At 39.2% G+C, this 21,912-nt stretch carries 21 protein-coding genes; 11 read left to right on the top strand and 10 right to left on the bottom strand.

All coding sequences use genetic code 11. The features are described 5' to 3' along the window. Nucleotides 1-81: 81 nt before the first annotated feature. The 3 genes from QUE09_RS02540 (at nucleotide 82) to hslU (ending at nucleotide 2,736) form a co-directional block, all read left to right on the top strand. Nucleotides 82-633, top strand: coding sequence for an SPOR domain-containing protein (locus QUE09_RS02540; RefSeq protein WP_286234633.1), 552 nt, complete (start codon nucleotides 82-84; stop codon nucleotides 631-633). Nucleotides 634-868: 235 nt separating this feature from the next. Further along, complete coding sequence (gene hslV, locus QUE09_RS02535) at nucleotides 869-1,387, top strand: ATP-dependent protease subunit HslV (protein ID WP_286234632.1); 519 nt, start codon at nucleotides 869-871, stop codon at nucleotides 1,385-1,387. 20 nt (nucleotides 1,388-1,407) lie between these two features. Next, a complete protein-coding gene (gene hslU, locus QUE09_RS02530) occupies nucleotides 1,408-2,736 on the top strand; it encodes an ATP-dependent protease ATPase subunit HslU (RefSeq protein ID WP_286234631.1) in 1,329 nt (442 codons plus the stop codon). 75 nt (nucleotides 2,737-2,811) lie between these two features. On the opposite strand, the gene QUE09_RS02525 is transcribed toward hslU, so the two are convergent. Together QUE09_RS02525 and QUE09_RS02520 are read right to left on the bottom strand one after the other, a co-directional pair. Further along, on the bottom strand, nucleotides 2,812-4,665 hold the full coding sequence (locus QUE09_RS02525; protein WP_286234630.1) for a methyl-accepting chemotaxis protein: 1,854 nt from the start codon (nucleotides 4,663-4,665) through the stop codon (nucleotides 2,812-2,814). A gap of 108 nt (nucleotides 4,666-4,773) precedes the next feature. Continuing rightward, nucleotides 4,774-6,777, bottom strand: coding sequence for an EAL domain-containing protein (locus QUE09_RS02520; RefSeq protein ID WP_286234628.1), 2,004 nt, complete (start codon nucleotides 6,775-6,777; stop codon nucleotides 4,774-4,776). 163 nt (nucleotides 6,778-6,940) lie between these two features. Between QUE09_RS02520 and rraA the strand changes: the two genes are divergently transcribed. Then, entirely contained in the window at nucleotides 6,941-7,426 is a 486-nt protein-coding gene (gene rraA, locus QUE09_RS02515; RefSeq protein WP_286234627.1) for a ribonuclease E activity regulator RraA, read from the top strand. Here the strand turns inward: rraA and QUE09_RS02510 are convergent, their stop codons facing one another. Beyond that, on the bottom strand, nucleotides 7,427-8,995 hold the full coding sequence (locus tag QUE09_RS02510) for an EAL domain-containing protein (RefSeq protein ID WP_286234626.1): 1,569 nt from the start codon (nucleotides 8,993-8,995) through the stop codon (nucleotides 7,427-7,429). A 77-nt stretch (nucleotides 8,996-9,072) separates the two neighbouring features. Beyond that, on the bottom strand, nucleotides 9,073-10,314 hold the full coding sequence (hutI, locus tag QUE09_RS02505) for an imidazolonepropionase (protein ID WP_286234625.1): 1,242 nt from the start codon (nucleotides 10,312-10,314) through the stop codon (nucleotides 9,073-9,075). Nucleotides 10,315-10,471: 157 nt separating this feature from the next. On the opposite strand from hutI, the gene hutC reads away from it, so the two are divergent. The 6 genes from hutC (at nucleotide 10,472) to QUE09_RS02475 (ending at nucleotide 17,143) form a co-directional block, all read left to right on the top strand. Beyond that, nucleotides 10,472-11,182, top strand: a complete 711-nt coding sequence (gene hutC, locus QUE09_RS02500) for a histidine utilization transcriptional repressor HutC (RefSeq protein WP_286234624.1) — start codon at nucleotides 10,472-10,474, stop codon at nucleotides 11,180-11,182. 30 nt (nucleotides 11,183-11,212) lie between these two features. Then, nucleotides 11,213-12,910: a urocanate hydratase gene (gene hutU / locus QUE09_RS02495; RefSeq protein WP_286235868.1), complete on the top strand. Its 1,698-nt coding sequence runs from the start codon at nucleotides 11,213-11,215 to the stop codon at nucleotides 12,908-12,910. After that, nucleotides 12,907-14,445, top strand: a complete 1,539-nt coding sequence (hutH, locus tag QUE09_RS02490; RefSeq protein WP_286234623.1) for a histidine ammonia-lyase — start codon at nucleotides 12,907-12,909, stop codon at nucleotides 14,443-14,445. The genes hutU and hutH overlap by 4 nt, the downstream gene beginning before the upstream one ends. A 344-nt stretch (nucleotides 14,446-14,789) precedes the next feature. Next, a complete protein-coding gene (locus QUE09_RS02485) occupies nucleotides 14,790-15,242 on the top strand; it encodes an NfeD family protein (protein ID WP_286234622.1) in 453 nt (150 codons plus the stop codon). A 48-nt stretch (nucleotides 15,243-15,290) separates the two neighbouring features. Next, nucleotides 15,291-16,211, top strand: coding sequence for an SPFH domain-containing protein (locus tag QUE09_RS02480; RefSeq protein ID WP_286234621.1), 921 nt, complete (start codon nucleotides 15,291-15,293; stop codon nucleotides 16,209-16,211). Continuing rightward, on the top strand, nucleotides 16,208-17,143 hold the full coding sequence (locus QUE09_RS02475; protein ID WP_286234620.1) for an SPFH domain-containing protein: 936 nt from the start codon (nucleotides 16,208-16,210) through the stop codon (nucleotides 17,141-17,143). Before QUE09_RS02480 ends, QUE09_RS02475 begins: the two co-directional genes overlap by 4 nt. 64 nt (nucleotides 17,144-17,207) lie before the next feature. Here QUE09_RS02475 and QUE09_RS02470 read toward each other — a convergent pair whose 3' ends face one another. The 4 genes from QUE09_RS02470 to QUE09_RS02455 are packed head-to-tail and all read right to left on the bottom strand — an operon-like array spanning nucleotide 17,208 to nucleotide 19,736. Then, nucleotides 17,208-17,501, bottom strand: coding sequence for a hypothetical protein (locus tag QUE09_RS02470; protein ID WP_286234619.1), 294 nt, complete (start codon nucleotides 17,499-17,501; stop codon nucleotides 17,208-17,210). Between the two features lie 20 nt (nucleotides 17,502-17,521). Further along, nucleotides 17,522-18,352, bottom strand: a complete 831-nt coding sequence (locus QUE09_RS02465; RefSeq protein ID WP_286234618.1) for a Rossmann-fold NAD(P)-binding domain-containing protein — start codon at nucleotides 18,350-18,352, stop codon at nucleotides 17,522-17,524. A 32-nt stretch (nucleotides 18,353-18,384) separates the two neighbouring features. Continuing rightward, entirely contained in the window at nucleotides 18,385-18,846 is a 462-nt protein-coding gene (locus QUE09_RS02460; protein WP_286234617.1) for a nuclear transport factor 2 family protein, read from the bottom strand. After that, on the bottom strand, nucleotides 18,843-19,736 hold the full coding sequence (locus QUE09_RS02455) for a bifunctional GNAT family N-acetyltransferase/hotdog fold thioesterase (protein ID WP_286234616.1): 894 nt from the start codon (nucleotides 19,734-19,736) through the stop codon (nucleotides 18,843-18,845). Before QUE09_RS02455 ends, QUE09_RS02460 begins: the two co-directional genes overlap by 4 nt. A gap of 41 nt (nucleotides 19,737-19,777) precedes the next feature. Between QUE09_RS02455 and QUE09_RS02450 the strand changes: the two genes are divergently transcribed. Continuing rightward, on the top strand, nucleotides 19,778-20,515 hold the full coding sequence (locus QUE09_RS02450; protein WP_286234615.1) for a polyamine aminopropyltransferase: 738 nt from the start codon (nucleotides 19,778-19,780) through the stop codon (nucleotides 20,513-20,515). On the opposite strand, the gene dtd is transcribed toward QUE09_RS02450, so the two are convergent. Next, a complete protein-coding gene (gene dtd / locus QUE09_RS02445; protein ID WP_286234614.1) occupies nucleotides 20,504-20,941 on the bottom strand; it encodes a D-aminoacyl-tRNA deacylase in 438 nt (145 codons plus the stop codon). The genes QUE09_RS02450 and dtd overlap by 12 nt on opposite strands. 4 nt (nucleotides 20,942-20,945) lie before the next feature. Continuing rightward, nucleotides 20,946-21,908 carry a prolyl aminopeptidase gene (pip, locus tag QUE09_RS02440; RefSeq protein ID WP_286234613.1) on the bottom strand — a complete coding sequence of 321 codons (963 nt, stop codon included), beginning with the start codon at nucleotides 21,906-21,908 and terminating at the stop codon, nucleotides 20,946-20,948. Nucleotides 21,909-21,912: the final 4 nt, after the last annotated feature.

The raw sequence follows: 21,912 nt of genomic DNA, 5'->3' as shown, positions 1-21,912 counted from the left end.
CAATAGTGCTTTGAATTTTTACTTGCTCAGTTACAATGAGTTATTGAGAGTTTTTAGTTCCAGTTATTACGCAGTAAACAAATGACGCATCAAGATTACGTATCTCGTACAAAAAACAAAAAGAACCCATATAAGAAAAAGCAAGCGCCAGAGTCTAACCCTGCTCCTGCGAAATTAAAGTTTATAGGCGTTGGTGCGCTTATCGCTTGTCTCTGTTTTGGATACTTTTTATGGTCAATAAAAGATATTGAACCCGCAGAGGAAGTAAAACCAACGACATCTACGCAAGCCACTAAAAAAGCAACAGAGCTCCCTAAACCACCTAAAGAAAAATGGGCTTATCCGCAGCAACTGCAAGAAAAAGAAGTCGACGCAGGTGAATATACAGTTGAAGATAGAGGGCCATGGAAAATGCAATGCGGTTCATTTAGAACGCAACAACAAGCAGAAAAAATGAAAGCAACTATCGCTTTTGCTGGTTTATCTTCGACTATTAGCGCTTCAACAGGCAGCAATGGAACCTGGCATAAAGTTTCATTAGGCCCTTATGATAAAAAGCGTGATGCTGAGCGCGATAAACATAAATTACGCGGAAATGGCATTACCACGTGTCAAGTTTGGTTATGGCGTTAACTTCGATTAAAAAGCATTGTTAATGTTTTTCGCTTTTTAATGAACAGCCAATAAGCGTTAATGTGCTAACTTTATTAAGCCAAATAAATAAACTTATTTGGCTTAATTACATCATCATCTTGAAAAATCCCCATGCGTACCCATTTTAACTACAATGTAATTAACTCGCTAAAGCTAATCGCGTGATATGCATATTATTAACGTACTTTAGCTACACCCGTTTTAGAGGTTTAACGTGACTACAATAGTATCAGTGAGAAGAAACGGTAAAGTTGCCATTGGTGGAGACGGACAAGTTTCTTTAGGCAACACCGTTATGAAAGGAAATGCCAAAAAAGTTCGTCGTTTATACAACAACAAAGTACTAGCAGGGTTTGCTGGTGGTACCGCCGACGCCTTTACCTTATTTGAACGCTTTGAAAGCAAACTCGAAATGCATCAAGGCCACTTGACTAAGGCAGCCGTGGAATTAGCAAAAGACTGGAGAAGTGATCGCGCTTTACGAAAATTAGAAGCACTGCTTGCCGTAGCTGATGAGACAGCATCATTAATTATTACCGGTAACGGCGACGTTGTTCAGCCTGAAAACGACTTAATCGCCATCGGTAGTGGCGGAAACTTTGCTCAAGCAGCTGCCACAGCATTATTAGAAAATACCGAATTAACCGCTACAGAAATTGTTGAAAAATCATTAAAAATCGCTGGTGATATCTGTGTATTCACAAACCATAGTTACACCTTAGATGAACTATAACCAGCGTAAAGGAATCTTTTATGTCTAATATGACCCCTCGCGAAATCGTACATGAACTAGATAGCCATATCATTGGTCAATCAGATGCTAAACGCGCTGTTGCAATTGCACTGAGAAATCGATGGCGACGCATGCAATTAAACGATGAGCTACGTCAAGAAGTAACACCTAAAAACATTCTTATGATTGGCCCAACAGGTGTGGGCAAAACAGAAATTGCCCGCCGATTAGCTAAATTAGCGAATGCACCTTTTATTAAAGTTGAAGCAACGAAATTTACTGAAGTAGGTTATGTTGGTAAAGAAGTAGAAACCATTATTCGCGACCTCGCTGATATGGCATTTAAAATGACCAAAGAGCAAGAAATGGCTCGCGTTAAACATCTTGCTGAAGAACGTGCAGAAGAGCGCATTCTAGATGTACTGCTTCCGCCAGCACGTGATACTTTTGGTAACGAAGAAAATTCAGAAAACACTTCAACAAGACAAATATTTCGTAAAAAACTACGTGAAGGCAAACTTGACGATAAAGAAATTGAATTAGATCTTGCCGCACCGCAAGTTGGCGTAGAAATAATGGCTCCGCCGGGCATGGAAGACATGACCTCGCAGTTGCAAAATATGTTTCAGAACCTATCGCCGGAAAAAACCAAAAAGCGAAAGTTGAAAATTAAAGATGCATTTAAGTCATTACAAGAAGAAGAAGCCGCGAAAATTGTAGATCAAGAAGATATAAAAGTTAAAGCATTAGAAGCTGTAGAACAAAACGGAATTGTTTTTGTTGATGAAATTGACAAAATCTGTAAGCGTGGAGACTCATCTGGCCCAGATGTATCTCGTGAAGGTGTTCAACGTGATCTATTGCCTCTTGTAGAAGGCTCTACCGTATCAACGAAGCATGGTATGGTGAAAACCGATCATATCTTATTTATTGCTTCCGGTGCTTTTCAAATGGCAAAACCATCAGACCTAATCCCTGAATTACAAGGACGACTGCCTATTCGTGTTGAGTTACAAGCATTAACAACCAATGACTTTGTTCGTATTTTAACAGAACCAAATGCTTCTTTAACTGAACAATACATTGCTCTACTGGCAACGGAAGGCGTTGACTTATCATTTAGCGAAGACGGCATTCAAGCAATTGCTAAAGCAGCTTGGCAAGTTAATGAATCTACAGAGAATATTGGTGCTCGTAGATTACATACTATGATGGAACGCTTGACTGAAGAGTTGTCATACTCTGCCAACGATAGACACGGTGAAACAGTGGTTATTGATGAAGCATATGTCACTAAAACACTTAATGACGTTGTGCAAGATGAAGACCTTAGCCGCTTTATTTTATAAAACATCCTGTTATTTCTATGATAAAAAAAACCTAAGCATTAGCTTAGGTTTTTTTATAAACATGTAAAATCATTATTAAACGCTAAACTGATTAACCTCTTTATCAAGTACATTAGCTTGCTGGGATACTTCTTCGCTCATTTGTGCATTTTGTGTCGCGGCATTACCTGCTTCTTCAGCAACATCGCGGATCATCACCACATGTTGATTGACTTCTTGAGCTACGGCACTTTGCTGCTGTATCGCGCTTGCAATCGCGGTATTCATGTCCATAATCGTGGAAACATCAAGCGTAATCTCTTCAAGCATTTGACCAGCAGACGCTGCTTGATCGGCACTTTCTTGTCCTTGTGTTCTACAAGCAGCCATATGCGAAACAATATCTTTAGTTCGCGCCTGCAACGAAGTAATAATCCCTTCAATTTCTTGTGTAGAATCTTGCGTTCGACTCGCTAACGTTCTGACCTCATCAGCAACTACCGCAAAGCCACGCCCTTGTTCACCAGCGCGAGCAGCTTCTATCGCCGCGTTTAAAGCCAGTAAATTAGTTTGCTCGGCAATGCCACGAATAACATCTAATACTGAACCTATCGTGTCACTATCTTTCGCGAGTTCTTGCACCACATTTTCTGATTCCAGTAAGGTTGCAGACAGATGATCAATTTGCCCAATAGTCGACTCCACTCCCGCCTTACCTTTTTGCGCATTTTCATGAGTAGTTTCGGCTTTACCTGCTGCATCATGGGTATTTTTAGCAATTTCTTCAACGGTCGCTACCATTTCAGTCACCGCGGTAGCAACAAGATCTGTCTGCTGTACTTGCGTATCTACGCCTTCATTCGCCTTATGGATATTCTCCGATAAATTTCGCGTCGCGGTATTTACCGTATCTACCGAATGATTAACCTCAATAATGAGATTTCTAAAGCTGCCAATCATAGTATTAAACACTCTAGCAACCTCTGCCAACTCATCATTTTCTGTTGTTTCCACTTTAATAGAGAGGTTTTTCGTTTCAGCAACACGGTTCATGGTATTTTTAAGATTATTAACACCATCTAAAATCGATTTACTCATGAAATAGGTAAACCCTATACCAAAAACAAGTACCGTCGCAAATACGCCTACTGACACCTTGCCGACAAAATCAGTATGACTGTCAACCAACTTTTTACTTGTATCAACTAAGGAGAGTAAATTTTTATCGACTTGATGTACCGCTGCGCGCATCTTGCCCATCAAACCTAAATCAGCCTTAAAACCTAATTCACGCTGTGCATCTGTTAAGGCTTTAAATGATGCCTGATAAGTGCTAATACTATCGACGATTTGCGTCTTAGTATTAGCCGCTAAATCGCTATTATTGACGTAATTTACAAAGTCCTGCGCATTATCATTCCAACGGTTTATATATTTATCATCTATACGAAGCATGAAGTCCTTTTCATTGCGGCGTAACTGCAACATCATGCTTAACATTTGGTGGTCTTTATCACCAATCAGTTCCTCAACATTATGTACCGAGGCTCGCAATTTACCGTATAATCCATCTGTTGGGCTGAGCCCTATACGCTGTTGTGCTGCGATCATGTTTTTAAAGTGCTTCTCATAATCAATAATTACACTGCGCATTCTGTCAACTTCTGGCGGACTATCTTCACTTAAAAGCTGTGCTAGCTGATTAATATCAGCCATTAATTTTTGATAGGTTTTATCGAACTTATCATTGTACTTGATATCCTTACGGGCGAGAAAATCCTTTTCATGACGACGCAATTGTAAAACTGACACTTCAATGCTACCTATCGTTCTGGCAACTTCAATGTCCCCTTCCAATGACGATTCGGTATAAGATATGAGTAGCAGCATAAATAACATTGCTAAGCCAAGTATTGAGGTATTGGCAATTAGCTTGTGTTTAATCAGCATAGATACAACCCTTTGATGGTATTAAGAAAAGAGACTTCTAAAAAGTAAGTATAGACATTATCGGCAAAAGTTAAAAAAATCAGAGTGTTTTTTTAACTTTTTTACATATTAGCTACGGCGAGAGAATTGTTTAATGAGCGCGTCTTCAGTTAACGGTCGATTAATATAAAAACCTTGCACAGCATCACAGCCTAGCTTTCTCAACAATTCTAATTGCTCTTGGCTTTCTACACCTTCGGCAAGTACCCTTTTACCTAAACCGTGTGATAGTTTAATCATCGACTTAACAATAGTCAGATCTGAGTCATTACGCGCAAAGTCGGTAATAAAACTGCGATCGATTTTTATTTTATCAATAGGAAGTTCACGTAAATAAGATAACGACGAGTACCCTGTACCAAAATCATCAATCGACACCTTAATGCCCATATTTTGTAAGGTTACAATCGTATCCATGGCTGATTCAATATCGGTAATAACAACATTTTCAGTTATCTCTAATTCAAGATATTTAGAAGGAATATCGTACTTTAACAATAGCCCTTGAATTTTTGATACTAAGGTTGGGTCTTGGAATTCAGCAGCACTGACATTTACGGCAATCGTAATACGTCGTTTATAATTCAGATACCAGTGAGCGAGCTTTTGACAAGCAAGCTCTAAAACATAACCGTCAAGCTCACTATTTAATGCTAGTGCTTCAAAATCAGGTAAAAACTGGTCTGGTTGCAACAATCCACGTTCTGGATGTTGCCAACGCACCAACGCTTCAACGCCTTCAATACGATTACTAACAAGGTTTAATTGCGGTTGAAAATACAACAAAAACTCATTGTTTTGAATACCCAATCGAATTGCTTTTTCAGCAGCAGGTAAATGGCTCCCATCTGCTTGCATGCCCGTTGAATAACGCATACTTGGAATATTACGATTTTCAGCGCGAAATAGTGCTAAATTAGCCTTGTGCAATAAATTTTCCGCATCGTCTCCATCTTGAGGCGATAAACAATAACCAACACTTGCCTGTAAATGTATTTCTTGATTATTAACTCGATAAGCGCGTGAGATAACGTCATGTATATGTTGAGCAGCTTTTTCTAATTGGCCCTCGTCACCTATTTCAATAGCAAAGACAAATGAGTCACCACTTATACGTCCCACAACTTGTGGTAGTAATATACTTTGTTTCAACCGCTTAGCGACTTTCCCTAACACCAAATCACCTATTTTCAAACCGTAGGTGTCATTTATAAACTTAAACCTTTTTAGATCAATAAGGTATATGGCCAGTTTAAGTCTTTTATTTACAGCCGCTTCAATGGCTGAAGGGATGTTTTCAATAACTTGTTCACGATTTAGTGCGCCAGTTAGCATATCGTGTTTTCCCATATACGTTGCACGATTAATTGCCTGTTCTGCCGCATTCCTTTCTGCTCCCTGCATCCATAGGAGCAAACTTACACCAAGCATGGCGTAACAGGCAAAATCAAAATAGCGAAAGATAAGTTCTATTTGCGTAAACTGCGTTTCGCGCAACATCACAACGGACAGAAACGAAAAAATGACAAAACGTACACTCAAAATAAGACAAATGGTGATGAGCATTTTAGCCGCGAAAAAGCGTTTTTGACTATTCATGAGTAATACAGAAACACCAAAAAACACACCCGACAAAATAAAATCTAGTAAACTTACTCGAATATAAAAGCGATTAAATGCACCATATATATCTTGAGAAAATACCAAAGTAACGGTAGTCGCAAAAATAACAGCCGCACTTACTAGCCAAATTCGATACTTTAAAAGCGTTGAAAATTTATTTAATGATTCTAAAAAGCCAAAAACGAAAAACAGTGCAAAGCTATAAGCACCTATCTGACCACCTATAGCAATAAATATTTTTAACCAATCAGTATCCGGTATTGCTGGTGTAAAATTTTGAAGCGCCATTGACAAGAACTTTACCGCTAAACAAATAAAGCCCAGCGCCCAATACTTAACGAAGCCATGACCTACATCTTTAAAATATTGATATAATAAAAATGCCAACGCTCCTGACATACACAATTGAAATATGTAAAAAAAACCTAATGCATATGTGCTGTCTTGCATCAAAACACAATTACCTAAATGAGAAGTTACTGTTAACTAGACGCATTAAATAGCCTTTTACTAATGATTACAAGTTCATTTTCTTTTGTTGACTTGTTAAGTGATATAAGCCCTGTATACTAGACGCTAATGCAATACTATCAACCCCAAGAAGGATTCTACTGTGGAATACAATACGTCTGAATTGTGTAACTTGTATGCCGATTTAATTGATGTTGTCGAACCTATTTTTTGCAACTACGGTGGTAGAAGTTCGTTTGGGGGCCAAGTCGTGACCGTTAAATGCTTTGAAACAAACGGCTTGATTTCTCAAATTGTTGAAACAGATGGTACAGGTAAAGTACTTGTCATTGATGGTGGTGGTTCAACACGAAGAGCACTTATTGACAATTACATCGCTGAAGCCGCTGCAAAAAATAATTGGGAAGGCATTGTTTGCTTTGGTAGTGTACGTGATGTCGACATGCTAGAAGACATTGATATGGGCATCCAAGGTTTAGTTTCTATCCCTGTTGGCGCGACTGATGAAGCACATGGTGAAACTGATTTACCCATAAATTTTGGTGGCGTTACGTTTTTGCCTGATGATCATATTTATGCCGATAACACCGGGATTATACTTTCACCAGATGCTCTAGATATCGAATAATTAACTGACTTTGCTTGCTTGGCTTTGGCGGCTTATACACCAATCTAAAACTTGTTCTTTTTTTAAGCCTCTATGAACAAGTTTTCCTTGAGCAACATCTCCGCCAATTGCCTCATAGTTTTCTTTGATCGACAGCCTATCCATGCCTGTACCCACAACCATAATATCCATCTTTCTAATTAAATTAATTAACGCATTAACAATGGTTTTGTCTACACGATAACCAGCCGTGTCATCAATATGGCTACAATCGATTTTAACCTGATGCACCGCAGCACGACGCAAGTACTTTAACGCTTCATAGCTGCCTGAAAATTCATCAACAGCAATTTTAATACCTAATGCTTTTAACTGGTCTATCATCATTCTTGCTCTAAAGGCACTCGACAACAATACCTTTTCATTGAGCTCGATAATAAGTTGATTTATTGCAACGCCATGCTGTTCTGCTTGCGTTTCGATGTAATCGGCTAGTTCAGCTTCCAATAAAACACTGCTATTTAGATTTACTGAAACAGTCGCAGAAAGTTTCTGGCTATTCGCAATTTTTAAAACCGAAAATGCGTCTTTAATTAACATTTTTGTTAGTGGGTAAATAACATTGCTGAACGCCGCCATTTCTTCAAACTCTTCTTTTGACATAGCATTGCCGAAATATGTTTGCCAATCGAGTGCCATCTCAAAACCGACAACGGTATCTTTACTACAAGAAACTTGTGGTAAAACAAGCGATTCAAGCTTACCTGTTTGTTGATAATTTCGAAGCTTCTCCATATGCGCTAATCGCATTTCGCCGTGCAATACATGGCGCTGTTCATAATAACACTTGGTTTGCCCTAAACGCTCAGCTTGAATTAATGCATCGCAAGCTTCAGTAATCAGCTGATTAGCATGGTGTTGAGCGCTGCCTGTACTAACACCAAGTACCAAATCAAAATTTAAAGAACAATTTTTAACGCTTATCGCTTGCGGTACTGTTTTTATTAATGTTTGACATAAATCGTCAATAATAAAATTTTCAGGGTGCTCAAAAACACTTTTATCCACAAAAACAGCAAAATCTAAACCTTGTAACCGACAAAGCTTGATCGGCTTACTTGCTGTTCCTAAGTTTAATAGTAACTTATTATCACTCAGCCCAAGCTGCATCTTATAAGCGAACTGTAATAATAATAAGTCGGCATTTTTATGTCCTAAGACATTATTCATTTGTTCAAAATTAACTGGTTTAAAGGCAATAACGGCAACATTATCCGCACCTTTTGCTTTTATAAAGGCTGACAACGCTGCAACGCCACGTTGCATAAGAGGCAAGTTAGTAACTAAGTCTCGAGAAACTTCTTCTTCACTCGTTGTTTCATCATCTAATGAATCTGTTTTTTTCTGGGTTTGAAATCGTATTAATTTAATCAAAAATGTGGCACACATACCGATAAAAAACGCAACTAAGATATCTGAAAATTTAAACGTTAAATTAAACAAACTTTGCGCTGCATAAGTTGGAGACGAAATTAATAGCGCCAGTATGAGTGCGCAAATACGCAAAGTTAAATGATTACAGTTGTTCACGATAACGCACCTTTCAACAGCAAACCGGAGCGGGATACTTTAAGATTAACCAATCGAACACTTTTTGTACAGCTAGATTAGTGGGAAATAACAATACTTCCCTCTTTGACCAACATTGTCAATGGATTCACACCATACTGATAACATAACTCCGCAGGTTGGCATATATCCCACATCGCGATGTCAGCATCATAACCAACAGCCAATTGACCTTTACTCTTTGCAAGTCCTAATGCTTTAGCGCCATTACACGTAACGCCTGCGAGTGCTTCAGTAGGCGTTAATCGAAATAGCGTACAAGCCATATTTAACATTAACTGTAATGAATGTACCGGCGAAGAGCCGGGGTTTGCATCTGTCGCTATAGCCATGGGTACACCATACTCACGTAGCAAAGCAATTGGCGGAAGCTGTGTTTCACGCAAAAAATAGAAAGCACCTGGTAATAATACCGCCGTCATATTGCTATCTTTCATGGCTTTAATACCAGCTTCATCTAAATATTCAACGTGATCTGAAGATAACGCATTAAACTGCGCTGCTAATTCAGTACCTCCAATATTTGACAACTGTTCCGCATGGACTTTGACTGGCAAGTTTGCTTTAGATGCCGCTTTAAATACTTGTTCAGTCTGTGCTCGTGTAAAACCAATATTTTCACAAAACACATCGACAGCATCAGCGAGGTTTTGATCAATAACAGCCGGCAACATTTCATTGCAAACAAGGTCAACATAAACATTGGGGTTATCTTTATATTCAACAGGTAACGCATGAGCCCCAAGAAAGGTACGTTTAACGGTCACAGGAATATGCTTTGAAAGTTCTGTTGCTACCTTGAGCATTTTAACTTCATTTTCCGTATCTAAGCCATATCCCGATTTTATTTCAATGGTGGTAACACCTTGACGATGCAGAGCTTTTAATCGAGGCAGTGCTTGATTAAAAAGCATTTCTTCTGATGCTGCTCTAGTAGCAGAAACCGTTGATACTATCCCTCCACCAGCATTGGCAATATCTTCGTAGCTAGCGCCTTGTAAACGCATTTCAAACTCATTTGCGCGATTACCACCGTAAACAATATGTGTATGGCAATCGATAAGGCCAGGCGTTAACCATTTTCCTTTACCATCAACCACATTAACTTCATCGACATTATATGCCGGTAAGGTTGACATCTCACCAATCCAAACTATTTTTCCATGAGAAACAGCGAGAGCAGCTTGGTGCAATTCACCGTAACTGGTCGAATCGTCAGACATTGTAGCTAAGTTAACGTTTATAAATAATGTGTGCCAAGAAGAGACGTTAGGTGTCATGGTGTGCTCGATAACCGATAATAATGCTGCAACTTTAGCGAATTAATTAGCTTATTGCAAACTTGTATATACAACCATTGACCAAACACAAGAAACATGACATTGTATATACAAGTTAACGTGTAATAGATAGACACAGTTTATAGGTAGAGTATATATGACTCAGGCAAAGGCAGCGAAGTTTACCGTCATTAAAGAACACATTTGTCAAAATATTGAATCTGGCAATTGGCTACAACATAGCAAAGTCCCCTCTGAAAATGAACTTGCAGAGCAATTTTCAGTGAGTCGTATGACGGCAAGACGCGCACTTCAAGAACTTACAGAACAAGGTTTGTTAGTGCGTACTCAAGGTGCAGGTACTTTTGTTGCTACATTTAAATCGCAGTCTTCAGTATTAGAAATTCGTAATATTGCTGACGAAATAAATGACCGAGGCCATGAACATCAAGCACTACAACTTGCCTTAACAGCTGTAGAGGTTACCGAAGAATTGGCAATATTATTAGGTATGAAACAAAAAGATCGTGTCTATTACTCTGAAGTTTTACATTTAGAAAATAAACAGCCTATCCAACTTGAACAACGGTTTGTTAATCCTCGCCTAGTACCTGATTATTTGCTGCAAAATTTTACCAATATTACGCCGCACGAATATTTATCTAATGAAGCACCATTAACAGAAGCAACACACGAAATTGAGGCAGTCCTTGCTGCACCTGAAATTTGTAAATTACTTGAAATATCAGCTACAACACCATGTTTACAAGTCAAACGTCGAACTTGGTCAAGCCATGGTGTCGTTAGCTTAGCAACATTGACTGCACCAGGTGATAAATATCGCTTAGGCAGCCATTTAACTTTTTAAACATACCTTCGTTAGGAATAGCACATGACTATCGACAAAAGATTAGACACCACTCGTAAGATCCGCGCTGCGCGTGGCAGTGAAATAACAGCTAAAAGCTGGTTAACAGAAGCAGCAAAACGCATGCTAATGAATAATTTAGATGATGAAGTTGCAGAACATCCGCAATCACTTGTTGTCTATGGTGGCATTGGCCGTGCCGCGCGGGATTGGCAATGTTATGACAAGATTGTTGAAACATTAGATCGCTTAGAAAACGACGAAACCTTACTTGTTCAGTCTGGTAAACCTGTCGGTGTTTTCCGCACACACGCCGATGCCCCTAGAGTATTAATTGCCAATTCAAACCTGGTACCGAATTGGGGGAACTGGGAACATTTTAACGAGTTAGATAAGCAAGGCTTAATGATGTACGGCCAAATGACCGCAGGTTCATGGATTTATATTGGCTCTCAAGGCATTGTACAAGGTACCTATGAGACGTTTGTCGCCATGGCAAAGCAGCACTTCAACGGTAATGCTAAAGGTAAGTGGGTACTTACTGGTGGTTTAGGTGGTATGGGCGGTGCTCAACCTCTAGCTGCAACCATGGCAGGATTTTCTGCGTTAGTCGTTGAGTGTGATGAATCACGTATCGATTTTAGAATAAACACACGTTATGTTGACGTCAAAGCAACAAATCTTGATGAAGCGCTAGCGATCATTAACGATGCATGTGCTAAGGGCGAAGCAATTTCCGTTGGTTTACTTGGCAACGCCGCTGATGTGTTTCCAGAATTAGTAAAACGTGGAATTACACCAGACGTAGTTACTGACCAAACTTCAGCTCATGATCCATTAAATGGTTATTTACCAAAAGGTTGGAGTATGGAATATGCCGCAGAAATGCGTCAAAAGGATGAAGCAGCTGTTGTGAAAGCTGCGAAGCAGTCTATGGCTATACAAGTTCAAGCGATGCTAGACTTACAAACGGCAGGTGCTGCAACAACAGATTACGGTAACAACATCCGTCAAATGGCGTTAGAAGAAGGCGTAACGAATGCATTTGATTTCCCTGGTTTTGTTCCCGCTTATATTCGCCCATTATTTTGTGAGGGTGTAGGCCCTTTCCGCTGGGTAGCACTCTCTGGTGATCCAGAAGATATTTATAAAACCGATCAAAAAGTGAAGGAACTTATTCCTAATGATCCGCATTTACATAATTGGCTAGATATGGCTAAAGAGCGTATTGCGTTTCAAGGGCTACCAGCTCGTATTTGCTGGGTTGGCTTGAAAGATAGAGCTCGACTTGCACTGGCTTTTAACGAAATGGTTAAGAATGGCGAACTAAAAGCCCCTGTAGTCATTGGTCGTGATCACTTAGATTCAGGTTCAGTAGCGTCACCAAATCGTGAAACAGAAAGTATGAAAGACGGCTCAGATGCCGTATCAGATTGGCCGCTACTTAATGCATTATTATCAACTTCTGGCGGTGCAACATGGGTGAGCTTACATCATGGTGGTGGTGTAGGTATGGGCTTTAGCCAACACGCAGGCGTCGTTATTGTCGCAGATGGTACAGATGCAGCAAAGCAACGCATAGCAAGAGTGTTATGGAATGACCCTGGCACAGGTGTAATGCGTCATGCAGATGCAGGCTACGACATTGCAATTAAATGTGCGCAAGAACAAGGTCTAGATCTGCCAATGATCGACGGCGCAAACGGTAAGAAAGGAGCTGACAAATGATAAATGAATTAACAATTATCCCTGGCAAACTCACCTTAGCAGAACTTCGCGCAGTAAGCCGTTATGACGGTATCAAGTATTCACTAGATGAAAGTGCGTTCGAAAACATCAACAACAGCGCCGCTGCCGTACAAGAAGTGATTGAAAAAGATCAAATTGTGTACGGTATTAATACGGGCTTTGGTTTACTTGCTAATACACGCATTAAAAAAGACGAACTCGAACTGCTACAACGCTCTATTGTACTTTCACATTCCGCAGGTTTTGGCGAGTATATGGAAGATGCTACCGTGCGCTTAATGATGGTACTAAAAATTAACTCGTTAGCACGCGGATTTTCTGGTATTCGTCTTGAGGTTATTCAAGCCTTAATTACATTATTAAATGCTGAAGTGTATCCATGTGTACCTAAGAAAGGTTCTGTTGGGGCTTCAGGAGATCTCGCGCCATTATCGCATATGGTATTACCACTGCTCGGTGAGGGAGAAATGTCTTACCAAGATCAAGTCATCCCTGCTGCAGAAGGTCTTGAAATTGCAGGCTTGCAACCAATCACATTAGCAGCTAAAGAAGGTTTAGCGTTACTTAATGGCACACAAGCTTCAACAACGTTTGCATTAGAAGGGTTATTTTTAGCGGAAGATTTATTTGCTGCTGGTGTTACTATCGGTTCAATGACCGTTGAGGCTGCTTTAGGCTCTCGAGCTCCTTTTGATGATAGAGTACATCAAGTGCGAGGACAACAAGGTCAAATTGATGCTGCTTCAGCCTATCGTCATGTTTTAGCAAGTGATTCCGAGATTGGTCAGTCACATTTAGCCTGTGAAAAAGTACAAGATCCATACTCTTTACGTTGTCAGCCACAAGTCATGGGTGCCTGCTTGACACAAATTCGTCAGGCTGCACAAGTTTTAATTGTTGAAGCAAATGGCGTAACTGATAACCCTTTAGTGTTTGCCAATGAAGGTGACTTTATTTCAGCGGGTAACTTCCACGCAGAGCCTGTTGCCATGGCTGCCGATAACCTAGCCTTAGCAATAGCTGAAATTGGCTCATTATCTGAGCGAAGAATGGCGTTATTGATAGATGCAAACTTAAGCAAATTACCGCCGTTCTTAGTTGAAAATGGTGGTGTTAATTCAGGCTTTATGATCGCACAAGTGACATCGGCAGCGCTTGCTTCTGAAAACAAATCACTCGCACACCCTGCGTCTGTTGATAGTTTACCGACTTCGGCAAACCAAGAAGATCACGTGTCAATGGCAGCGTTCGCTGGTCGTCGATTAGTTGATATGGCAGAGAATACCAATGGTGTGTTGGCCGTTGAGTATTTAGCAGCGGCTCAAGGATTAGATTTTAGAGCACCATTAAAAAGCTCAGTAATCATAGAACAAGCCAAAGCAATATTACGTGAATATGTTGCATACTATGATAAGGATCGATATTTTGCACCTGATATTGCAGAAGCTTCCGGCATAATTGCTGAAGCAGATCTAAACTCATTAATTCCAGCTGGCATACTACCAAGCTTTTAGTGCTATTCAGCAGCATACTGTCCTATCTTAAAATGTTTTTACATTTTTAGGTTAGGACATACTTTGAAATAAAGGCTGGCGATTCGCCAGTCTTTTTTATACTCGCTTTTCGTTATCAATAACAAGTCTTTTCAGCCAATCATTAAAAATACATACCAACCATCAAGAGCATACTCGCTTTCTAAGTTCCTGATTAAAGACGACTTCGACATTTAACAAATAAATTGATAACGTTTAAATTACAGTAGTGAAACAATTTATTTACGTTATACTATAATGAATAGATAGCGTGATTGTGAACATATAATACGGTTATCGTACACGTTGAATACAAGGAGCGATCGGTGGAATATATTTTGTATTTTGAAACATGGATAGTATTGGCTATTCTATTTTCTTGCCTCGAAATTTTTATTCCTGGTGGCATTTTGCTCAACTTAGGGATCGCCTCTTTGTTAGTCGCAATCGGTGTTCAACAACATATCCTTGATACTTGGGCATTAACACTAACAGCCTGGTTTATCTGTGCATCGCTTCTACTATTTGTACTTTACTTTTTCACCGAAAGATTTTTTAAAGGTGATCAAACCATAGGTAATGTTTACGAAGAACTTGATATTTATGGTAAAAAAGTCGTTGTAACTGAAGATATTGGCCCTGGTACCCATGCAGGTAGAGTTTCTTTTCAAGGAACTTCATGGGCCGCGCTAGGTGATGGTTCTCAAATACCTGCTGGTTGTGAAGCCATAATTATTTGTAAAGATAATATCTCATTAGTTGTCGAACCGGTTAAATAACCACACATTAGCACTCCCTTATAACAATAAAACTTAGGAAGGTTTTCTATGTTAGCTACAATTACGTTTGGATTACTGGCATTACTGTTTATTATCGTAAAGCTAGTCTTAATTGTAAAAATGAAAGAAGTTTGCGTCATCGAACGTCTAGGTAAATTTCGAGCAGTTATGCAGCCTGGCATTCATTTTCTTATTCCTTTTATTGATCGCGTAGCCTATCGACATGAAACACGTGAACAGGTACTTGATATTCCTGCACAAAGCTGTATTTCAAGAGATAACATTCAAATTAACGTCGATGGTTTAGTCTATATACAAGTAATGGATGGTGCTAAAGCAAGTTATGGTATTGAAGATTACAAGCGTGCAAGCATTAACTTAGCGCAAACGACAATGCGGAGTGAAATAGGTAAACTGAATCTAAGCCAAACATTTTCAGAACGAGATACGCTCAATGAGATTATCGTTAGAGAAATAGATAAAGCATCTGATCCTTGGGGAATAAAGGTGCTACGCTATGAGGTAAGAAATATTACACCATCAGCAAATGTTGTTCACACGTTAGAAAAACAAATGGAAGCAGAACGACAAAAACGCGCTGAAATCACGCTAGCACAAGCTGAAAAAGAGTCGACCATAAACCTATCTGAAGGGCAAAGACAAGAAGCAATAAACTTATCAGAAGGCGACAAACAACGCCAAATCAATGAGGCACATGGACGAGCAGCAGAAATTGACATTCTAACGCAAGCAACCGCTGAAGGTATTGCATTAATTGCACGTGCAGCTTCTCTGCCAAGTGGCGATAAAGCAATAAGAATGCGATTGTTAGAACAGTTTATTCAACAAACGGGGGATATTTTGAAAACAGCTGATGTCTCGGTACTCCCAACAGAGCTTGCAAAGCTAGAAGGCTTTTTCGAAGGAATGGACAAAGTGACACAAACCGCACAAGGAGCAAAAGGATGATCCCTAACAATGTATCTCAACTTGATTTAGTTATTTTAGGAATCTGGGCGGCAATTTTCTTGTATCTCGCTTTTAAATTTATCCAAGCAATTTGTTTAGTACCGACAAAATCAGCTTATGTTGTCGAACGACTGGGAAAATACCGCTGTACATTAGAAGCGGGTTTTCACATGTTATTACCCTTTATAGATAGAGTCGCATTTATTCAGGATCTGAAAGAGGAAACCATTGATGTACCTCCACAAGAGTGCTTTTCTAAAGATGAGGTTAATGTCGAAGTAGATGGCGTAATATACATACAAATCATCGACCCGCTAAAAGCCAGCTATGGCATTACTGATTATCGATTTGCCGCCATGCAATTAGCTCAAACAACCACACGCTCTGTCATAGGCACGTTAGATTTAGATCGTACGTTTGAAGAACGCGATATTATTAGTGCAAAAGTAGTTGAAGTGCTTGATAAAGCAGGTGCAACATGGGGTATTCGTGTACATCGCTATGAAATAAAGAACATTACACCACCCTTAACGGTAAAAAATGCCATGGAGCTACAGGTTAATGCTGAACGAGAAAAACGTGCCATTTTAGCTAAAAGTTTAGGTGAAAAAGCAAGTAAAATTAATCACTCTGAAGGTGAAATGACAGAAATGATTAATATCTCCGAAGGTGAGAAACAACGGAGAATTAACGCCGCAGAAGGTAAAGCAGCAGAAATATTAGCGATTGCCACAGCAACAGGTAATGCAATTGAAAAAGTTGCCCAAGCCATTGAATTACCTGGTGGAGATCAAGCTATTCAAATGCAGCTGAACGAGCAATACTTAAGCAAGTTATCTGGTTTAAGTGATAAAAGCAGAAAAGTTATTTTACCTGCCAATTTATTAGACTTTGAACAGTGGCTAAAAACCTTGGGTAGCAAGCCGGTTTAATAAACAAGGATAAATCTAGTGTTATCAAGCCGTTGTTCAACGTTTAATACGTATGCAACGGGCACTAGAAGGTTAATAATAACGTTAAAATAACCAGTACCATCAAGGATAGAAAAAACCACTTATTATCTTCTACAGTGCCTGTTCTTTGCTTATAGAGCTTTGCAATATAGGCACTTATTACATATACCACCGCACCAAGTATAGCCGTTACCACATAAACAGATAATGCTTTAAATGTAAGGTTTTCATACCAATAAAATTGTGGTCCAGTGCTACTTACAGTGACTAAATTAAAAAGAAAAACATGTATCAACAGGCAAATACCCAGTACACATGCTTGTTTTGCGACTGACATTTAAGGTTTCCTGTAAAGTCCTATTTTTTTGATGCCCAGCACACTAAGTCATCATGAGTAAACGTAATCCCGGTTTCTTGCCGGATTTTATTAGCAATGACCTGTTTACCTAAATCCACATCAGATAACGGATCAAATACTGGGTTTTTCTTGCCTAATGCTTTAGCTGCGACTTCATAAAAATGCTGTTTTGTCACTTGCATGTCACTAACACAATTATAAATCCCCCCCATTAGATGTTGAGTAATAAATGCCATTAACTGATTTACAACATCTGTTTGGTGAACAAGGTTTACGTAGGAATTTGGCCCCTTTACCATACGCCCAGGTGAGAAAAACTGCCCAGGATGTCTATGTGGTCCTACTAACCCACCACAACGAAAAACAGCACTGTCTTCTGAAAACTTTAAGGCGTGTTGTTCTGCATTCGCTAAAATAGCGACTTTCTCAATATCAAGTTTCAAGGGTGTTGTTTCATCCACCTGCCCCGTATAACCTTGGTAAACAGCAGTTGTACTAATGAGCAAAACTTTTTTCACACCGCCTGTTTTAGCGTGCGCCATTATATTCTTTATATTATCAGCATAGTCTTTTTTACCTCGACGAAGTCCAGGCGGGATACAAATGACTAGTACTTGTTGATCAAATACTGGGTACGTTACATCCGAGCCACCGGAGGTAGGAAAACTTAAGCAATGGCCTTTTATACCTAACTGACAAGCGTTAGCAAGGCTCTCTTCGCGTTGCGTAGTTACCACAACGTTGATCGACTTTTCAATACAGGTTTTAGCTAATGCTAAGCCGAGCCAGCCGCAGCCTACAATACCTACTGATAAGTTTTTACCTTTCATTATGCAATTTTCCTAACCACAGTGTGGTTTATCTACTTCTTTTCAGCGTTATGGCCAATAATAGACACAACACGTTTTGATACACCATTAGGAATAGGTATCGTTAAATTATATTGTAATATCTTCCATTGCCCTGCTCGCTTAATAAGTACACCAGAACCTCGACATAAACCATAAGAAGCATTTGTTAGCAGTTCATCAAAAAAAGCTATTTTACCAGTTTCAATTATGCTTACATTTCTCTCAGTAGGCGTATAAAGCCAACCTTTATTGGCGTCAAAGTACGGTTTAACAAACGCTTTAAACGCCGTTTTATTCCAACGCTCTGTTGCATCTGTCCCCAAGAAAACGCTCTCTTTAGCTAATAATGAGAAGTAACGTTCAAAGTTTGCTTCGCCAGCTGCCTGATGAAATGAATCCAGTACATCTTCCACATCTTGTTGAGCATAGCTAATGCTTGAAATAACACACAAGAGTAATACAAATTTTTTCATTTTTTCACCTTAACAACATATTTGCCACTAAATTTGGCTGCGACTTTATCTCCCGAGAGTACCTCAACATCAATATGAAAGCTTGCTTTACCATCACGAGAAAAAGACATTAAGTCGCCATGTGTATTTTTCCGCTGTACAATTGCATTTGCACTCTGAGCTATTGGCCTCAGATATTCAATTTTCCCTTCAGCTAGAACAATATCTCCCTTGATAGTTTCACTGAGTAACGTTAAATAAACCCAGCCCCAACCTGACAATGTAGCTAGCGTGTAGATGCTACCCGCAAACATCGTATCATGTAAGTTCTTATTCATTGCAAAATCACAATGAGTAATAAACTGATCACCATCATAGAAATCAGTTTGCATTCCCATTGCTTTACTAAGCGGGATCGTACGATGCCAAATATCCTGCAAAGATGAGATTTCTTCATTATGATTATTGACTATATCCGGAAGCGTTTTCACCATCGCATAATGTTGAATTTCATCGTAAAGTCTGTGTGCGATGCCAGTTTTTCGATAATTCAAATGTTGATAAAACGACAAGGCATTTTCTCGCGCATTTAAACGAATAGTTAAAACCCCCCTAGACTTCGCCAGTACTTCTAATTCATGCATTATCCGCTGACCATACCCTTTACCCTGCATTGCTGGTGCTGTAGCGATATAACGAATATGACCAACCCACTCGCTATCAATGTGTAAACGCCCTATCGCTAAGATGTTCCCTGTGTCATCAATTAGCATACGATGAACTGCACAATTTTCTAATTCGTCTTTTTCACTGCCAAAGGGTTGATACCACGGAGCTCTCAGTACTTGCCAACGTAATTGGTAATATTGTGTAAATTGTTCTGGTGTTTGAGGTGCGATACAAGAAATCATTGGCTATGCTAATAAAACTAAAGTCATGTGATGGGTATTAAATGAAATTAATAACGCATTTACAACAAGGATCAATACGTTATTTCTTTAATAATAACCTCTCCTTCACAGTATTAGAAAACCCTCACTATCGATGGTTAAATTTTGGTCATGTCACACAAAGTATTATGCTAAAACGAAAGCCATATCTCTTAACACTACCCCACCAATATTTCATTGTAATCCCTTTACTTTTTATCTCACCTAATCGAGTTATTGAGTTTGGGTTAGGTGGAGGCAATTTACTGCGTTTTTTAGCGCATTACTTTCCGCAAATTACATACAAATGTATTGAACAAAGTAGCGATGTAATCACCTGCTTTCATCGATTCTTTAATCCACAACATTGCCAATATCGTTTACATAATCAAAGCTGTAAACAATGGTTACATACCAATACATTAAAAGAAGTAGATTGGATCATTTATGATATCTATTCATCCGAAAACAACGACGTTGATCTTAATGTGATAAGAAAAATGCTCAGTGAACTTAACACTAATAGCTGGTTAACCATTAATATTCCAAGTGATAAGAGCCGCAACATAAACCACACCTTACAAAAACTTAACGTCCTAAAACAGCAACGTTCATTGGTGTACTTTCAAGTTCCGCACTATAAAAACACGATTATTCATCTGCACCCAAAAAGTATTAGCACTCTAACGCAAAAATACATACCAAGCTATTATACCAAAAGAGCGATAAATCTTTGGCAATATCGCTGTCTAGATCGTTAGTTGAAACGTCACCGGCCCATCATTAAGTAAACGTACCTTCATATCTGCACCAAAAACGCCCGTTGGTACTGCAAAGCCTTTTTCACGTAATTGTAGGCAAAAATACTGATAGAGGTCATCACTAAAACTTGGTGCAGCCGCCCCCGTAAAACTTGGACGCATACCTTTAGAAGTATCCGCCGCTAAGGTAAACTGAGAAACAACCAAAATATCACCACCAATTTGAGATACATTAAGGTTCATCTTGCCCTTTTCATCTTCGAAAATACGGTAACCAGCGACCCGCTCAGCCAGACGAGCGGCTTTTTGTTTATTATCTTGAGGCTCTACCGCAAGTAGTACAAGCAAGCCTTTTTGAATTTCACCAACCAATTTTTCATCAACTTCCACACTTGCGTGTGTAACACGTTGTATCAATGCAATCATATATTTAACTATCTCTTAAGAAGTCAGCCATAACATCTGCAGCTTTACACATTGCGTCTATTGTTTGTGTTTCAAATCCACTATGACCCGCTTGAGGTAAAATTTGTAAGCTGGCATTTTTCCAATTTTCAACTAACTCAAATGCACACTGAACTTGGCAGACCATATCATAACGACCATGGATTACTATGGCTGGGATATTAGTGATTTTATTTATATTTTCAAGTATATAGTTATCGGTAATAAAGCTTTTATGATTAAAGAAATGGTGCGATATTTTTGCCATACAACAGGCTTGATGAAAGTCTTCCACTTGCGATAAACCAACGTGTGAATGCTCAATACTCGATAGTCTAAGTTCCCACAAATACCACGCTTTACACGCAGCACTAATTGCAAGCTCGTTACCGCTATTAAAAATCTTACCATAGCCTTTAATCGGATCGGTTCTGTCTTTATTATCGAGAGGCTCAAGAAATTCTTGATAATAATCAGGAAAAAAAGCTTGCGCACCTTGTGGTCTATATAACCAATCATACTCTTTAGAAGTAGCAAGAAAAACGCCTCGTAAAATGAACGCTAGTACACATTGTGGGTAACGAATACCATATAATAATGCTAGTGTTGTTCCCCATGAACCACCAACCATAAGCCATTGTGAAATATTCAAATGGTTCCGGATTCGTTCTATATCATCAACGAGATTATCAGTATTATTACCTGTTAACGCTGAGGTAGGAATCGATCGCCCACACCCTCGCTGATCAAAGCTAATATAATGATATTTTTCTGGATCAAAATATCGTCTATGATTTTCGCTACTTCCTCCCCCAGGTCCTCCATGTAAATAGATGACGGGGATCCCCTTTTCATTGCCCGCTTGCTCAATATATAGCTTGTGACCATCACCAACATCAAGAAATTCGGTCTTAAAAGGAGCTATTTTTGCATGTAGTATTCGTGACATAGTC

Origin of the sequence: Thalassotalea sediminis (genome assembly GCF_030295915.1) — a bacterium.
GTDB classification, from domain to species: domain Bacteria; phylum Pseudomonadota; class Gammaproteobacteria; order Enterobacterales; family Alteromonadaceae; genus Thalassotalea_C; species Thalassotalea_C sediminis.
The sequence above is the reverse complement of the archived record's forward strand: the minus strand, read 5'-3'. Positions and strand labels throughout refer to the sequence as shown.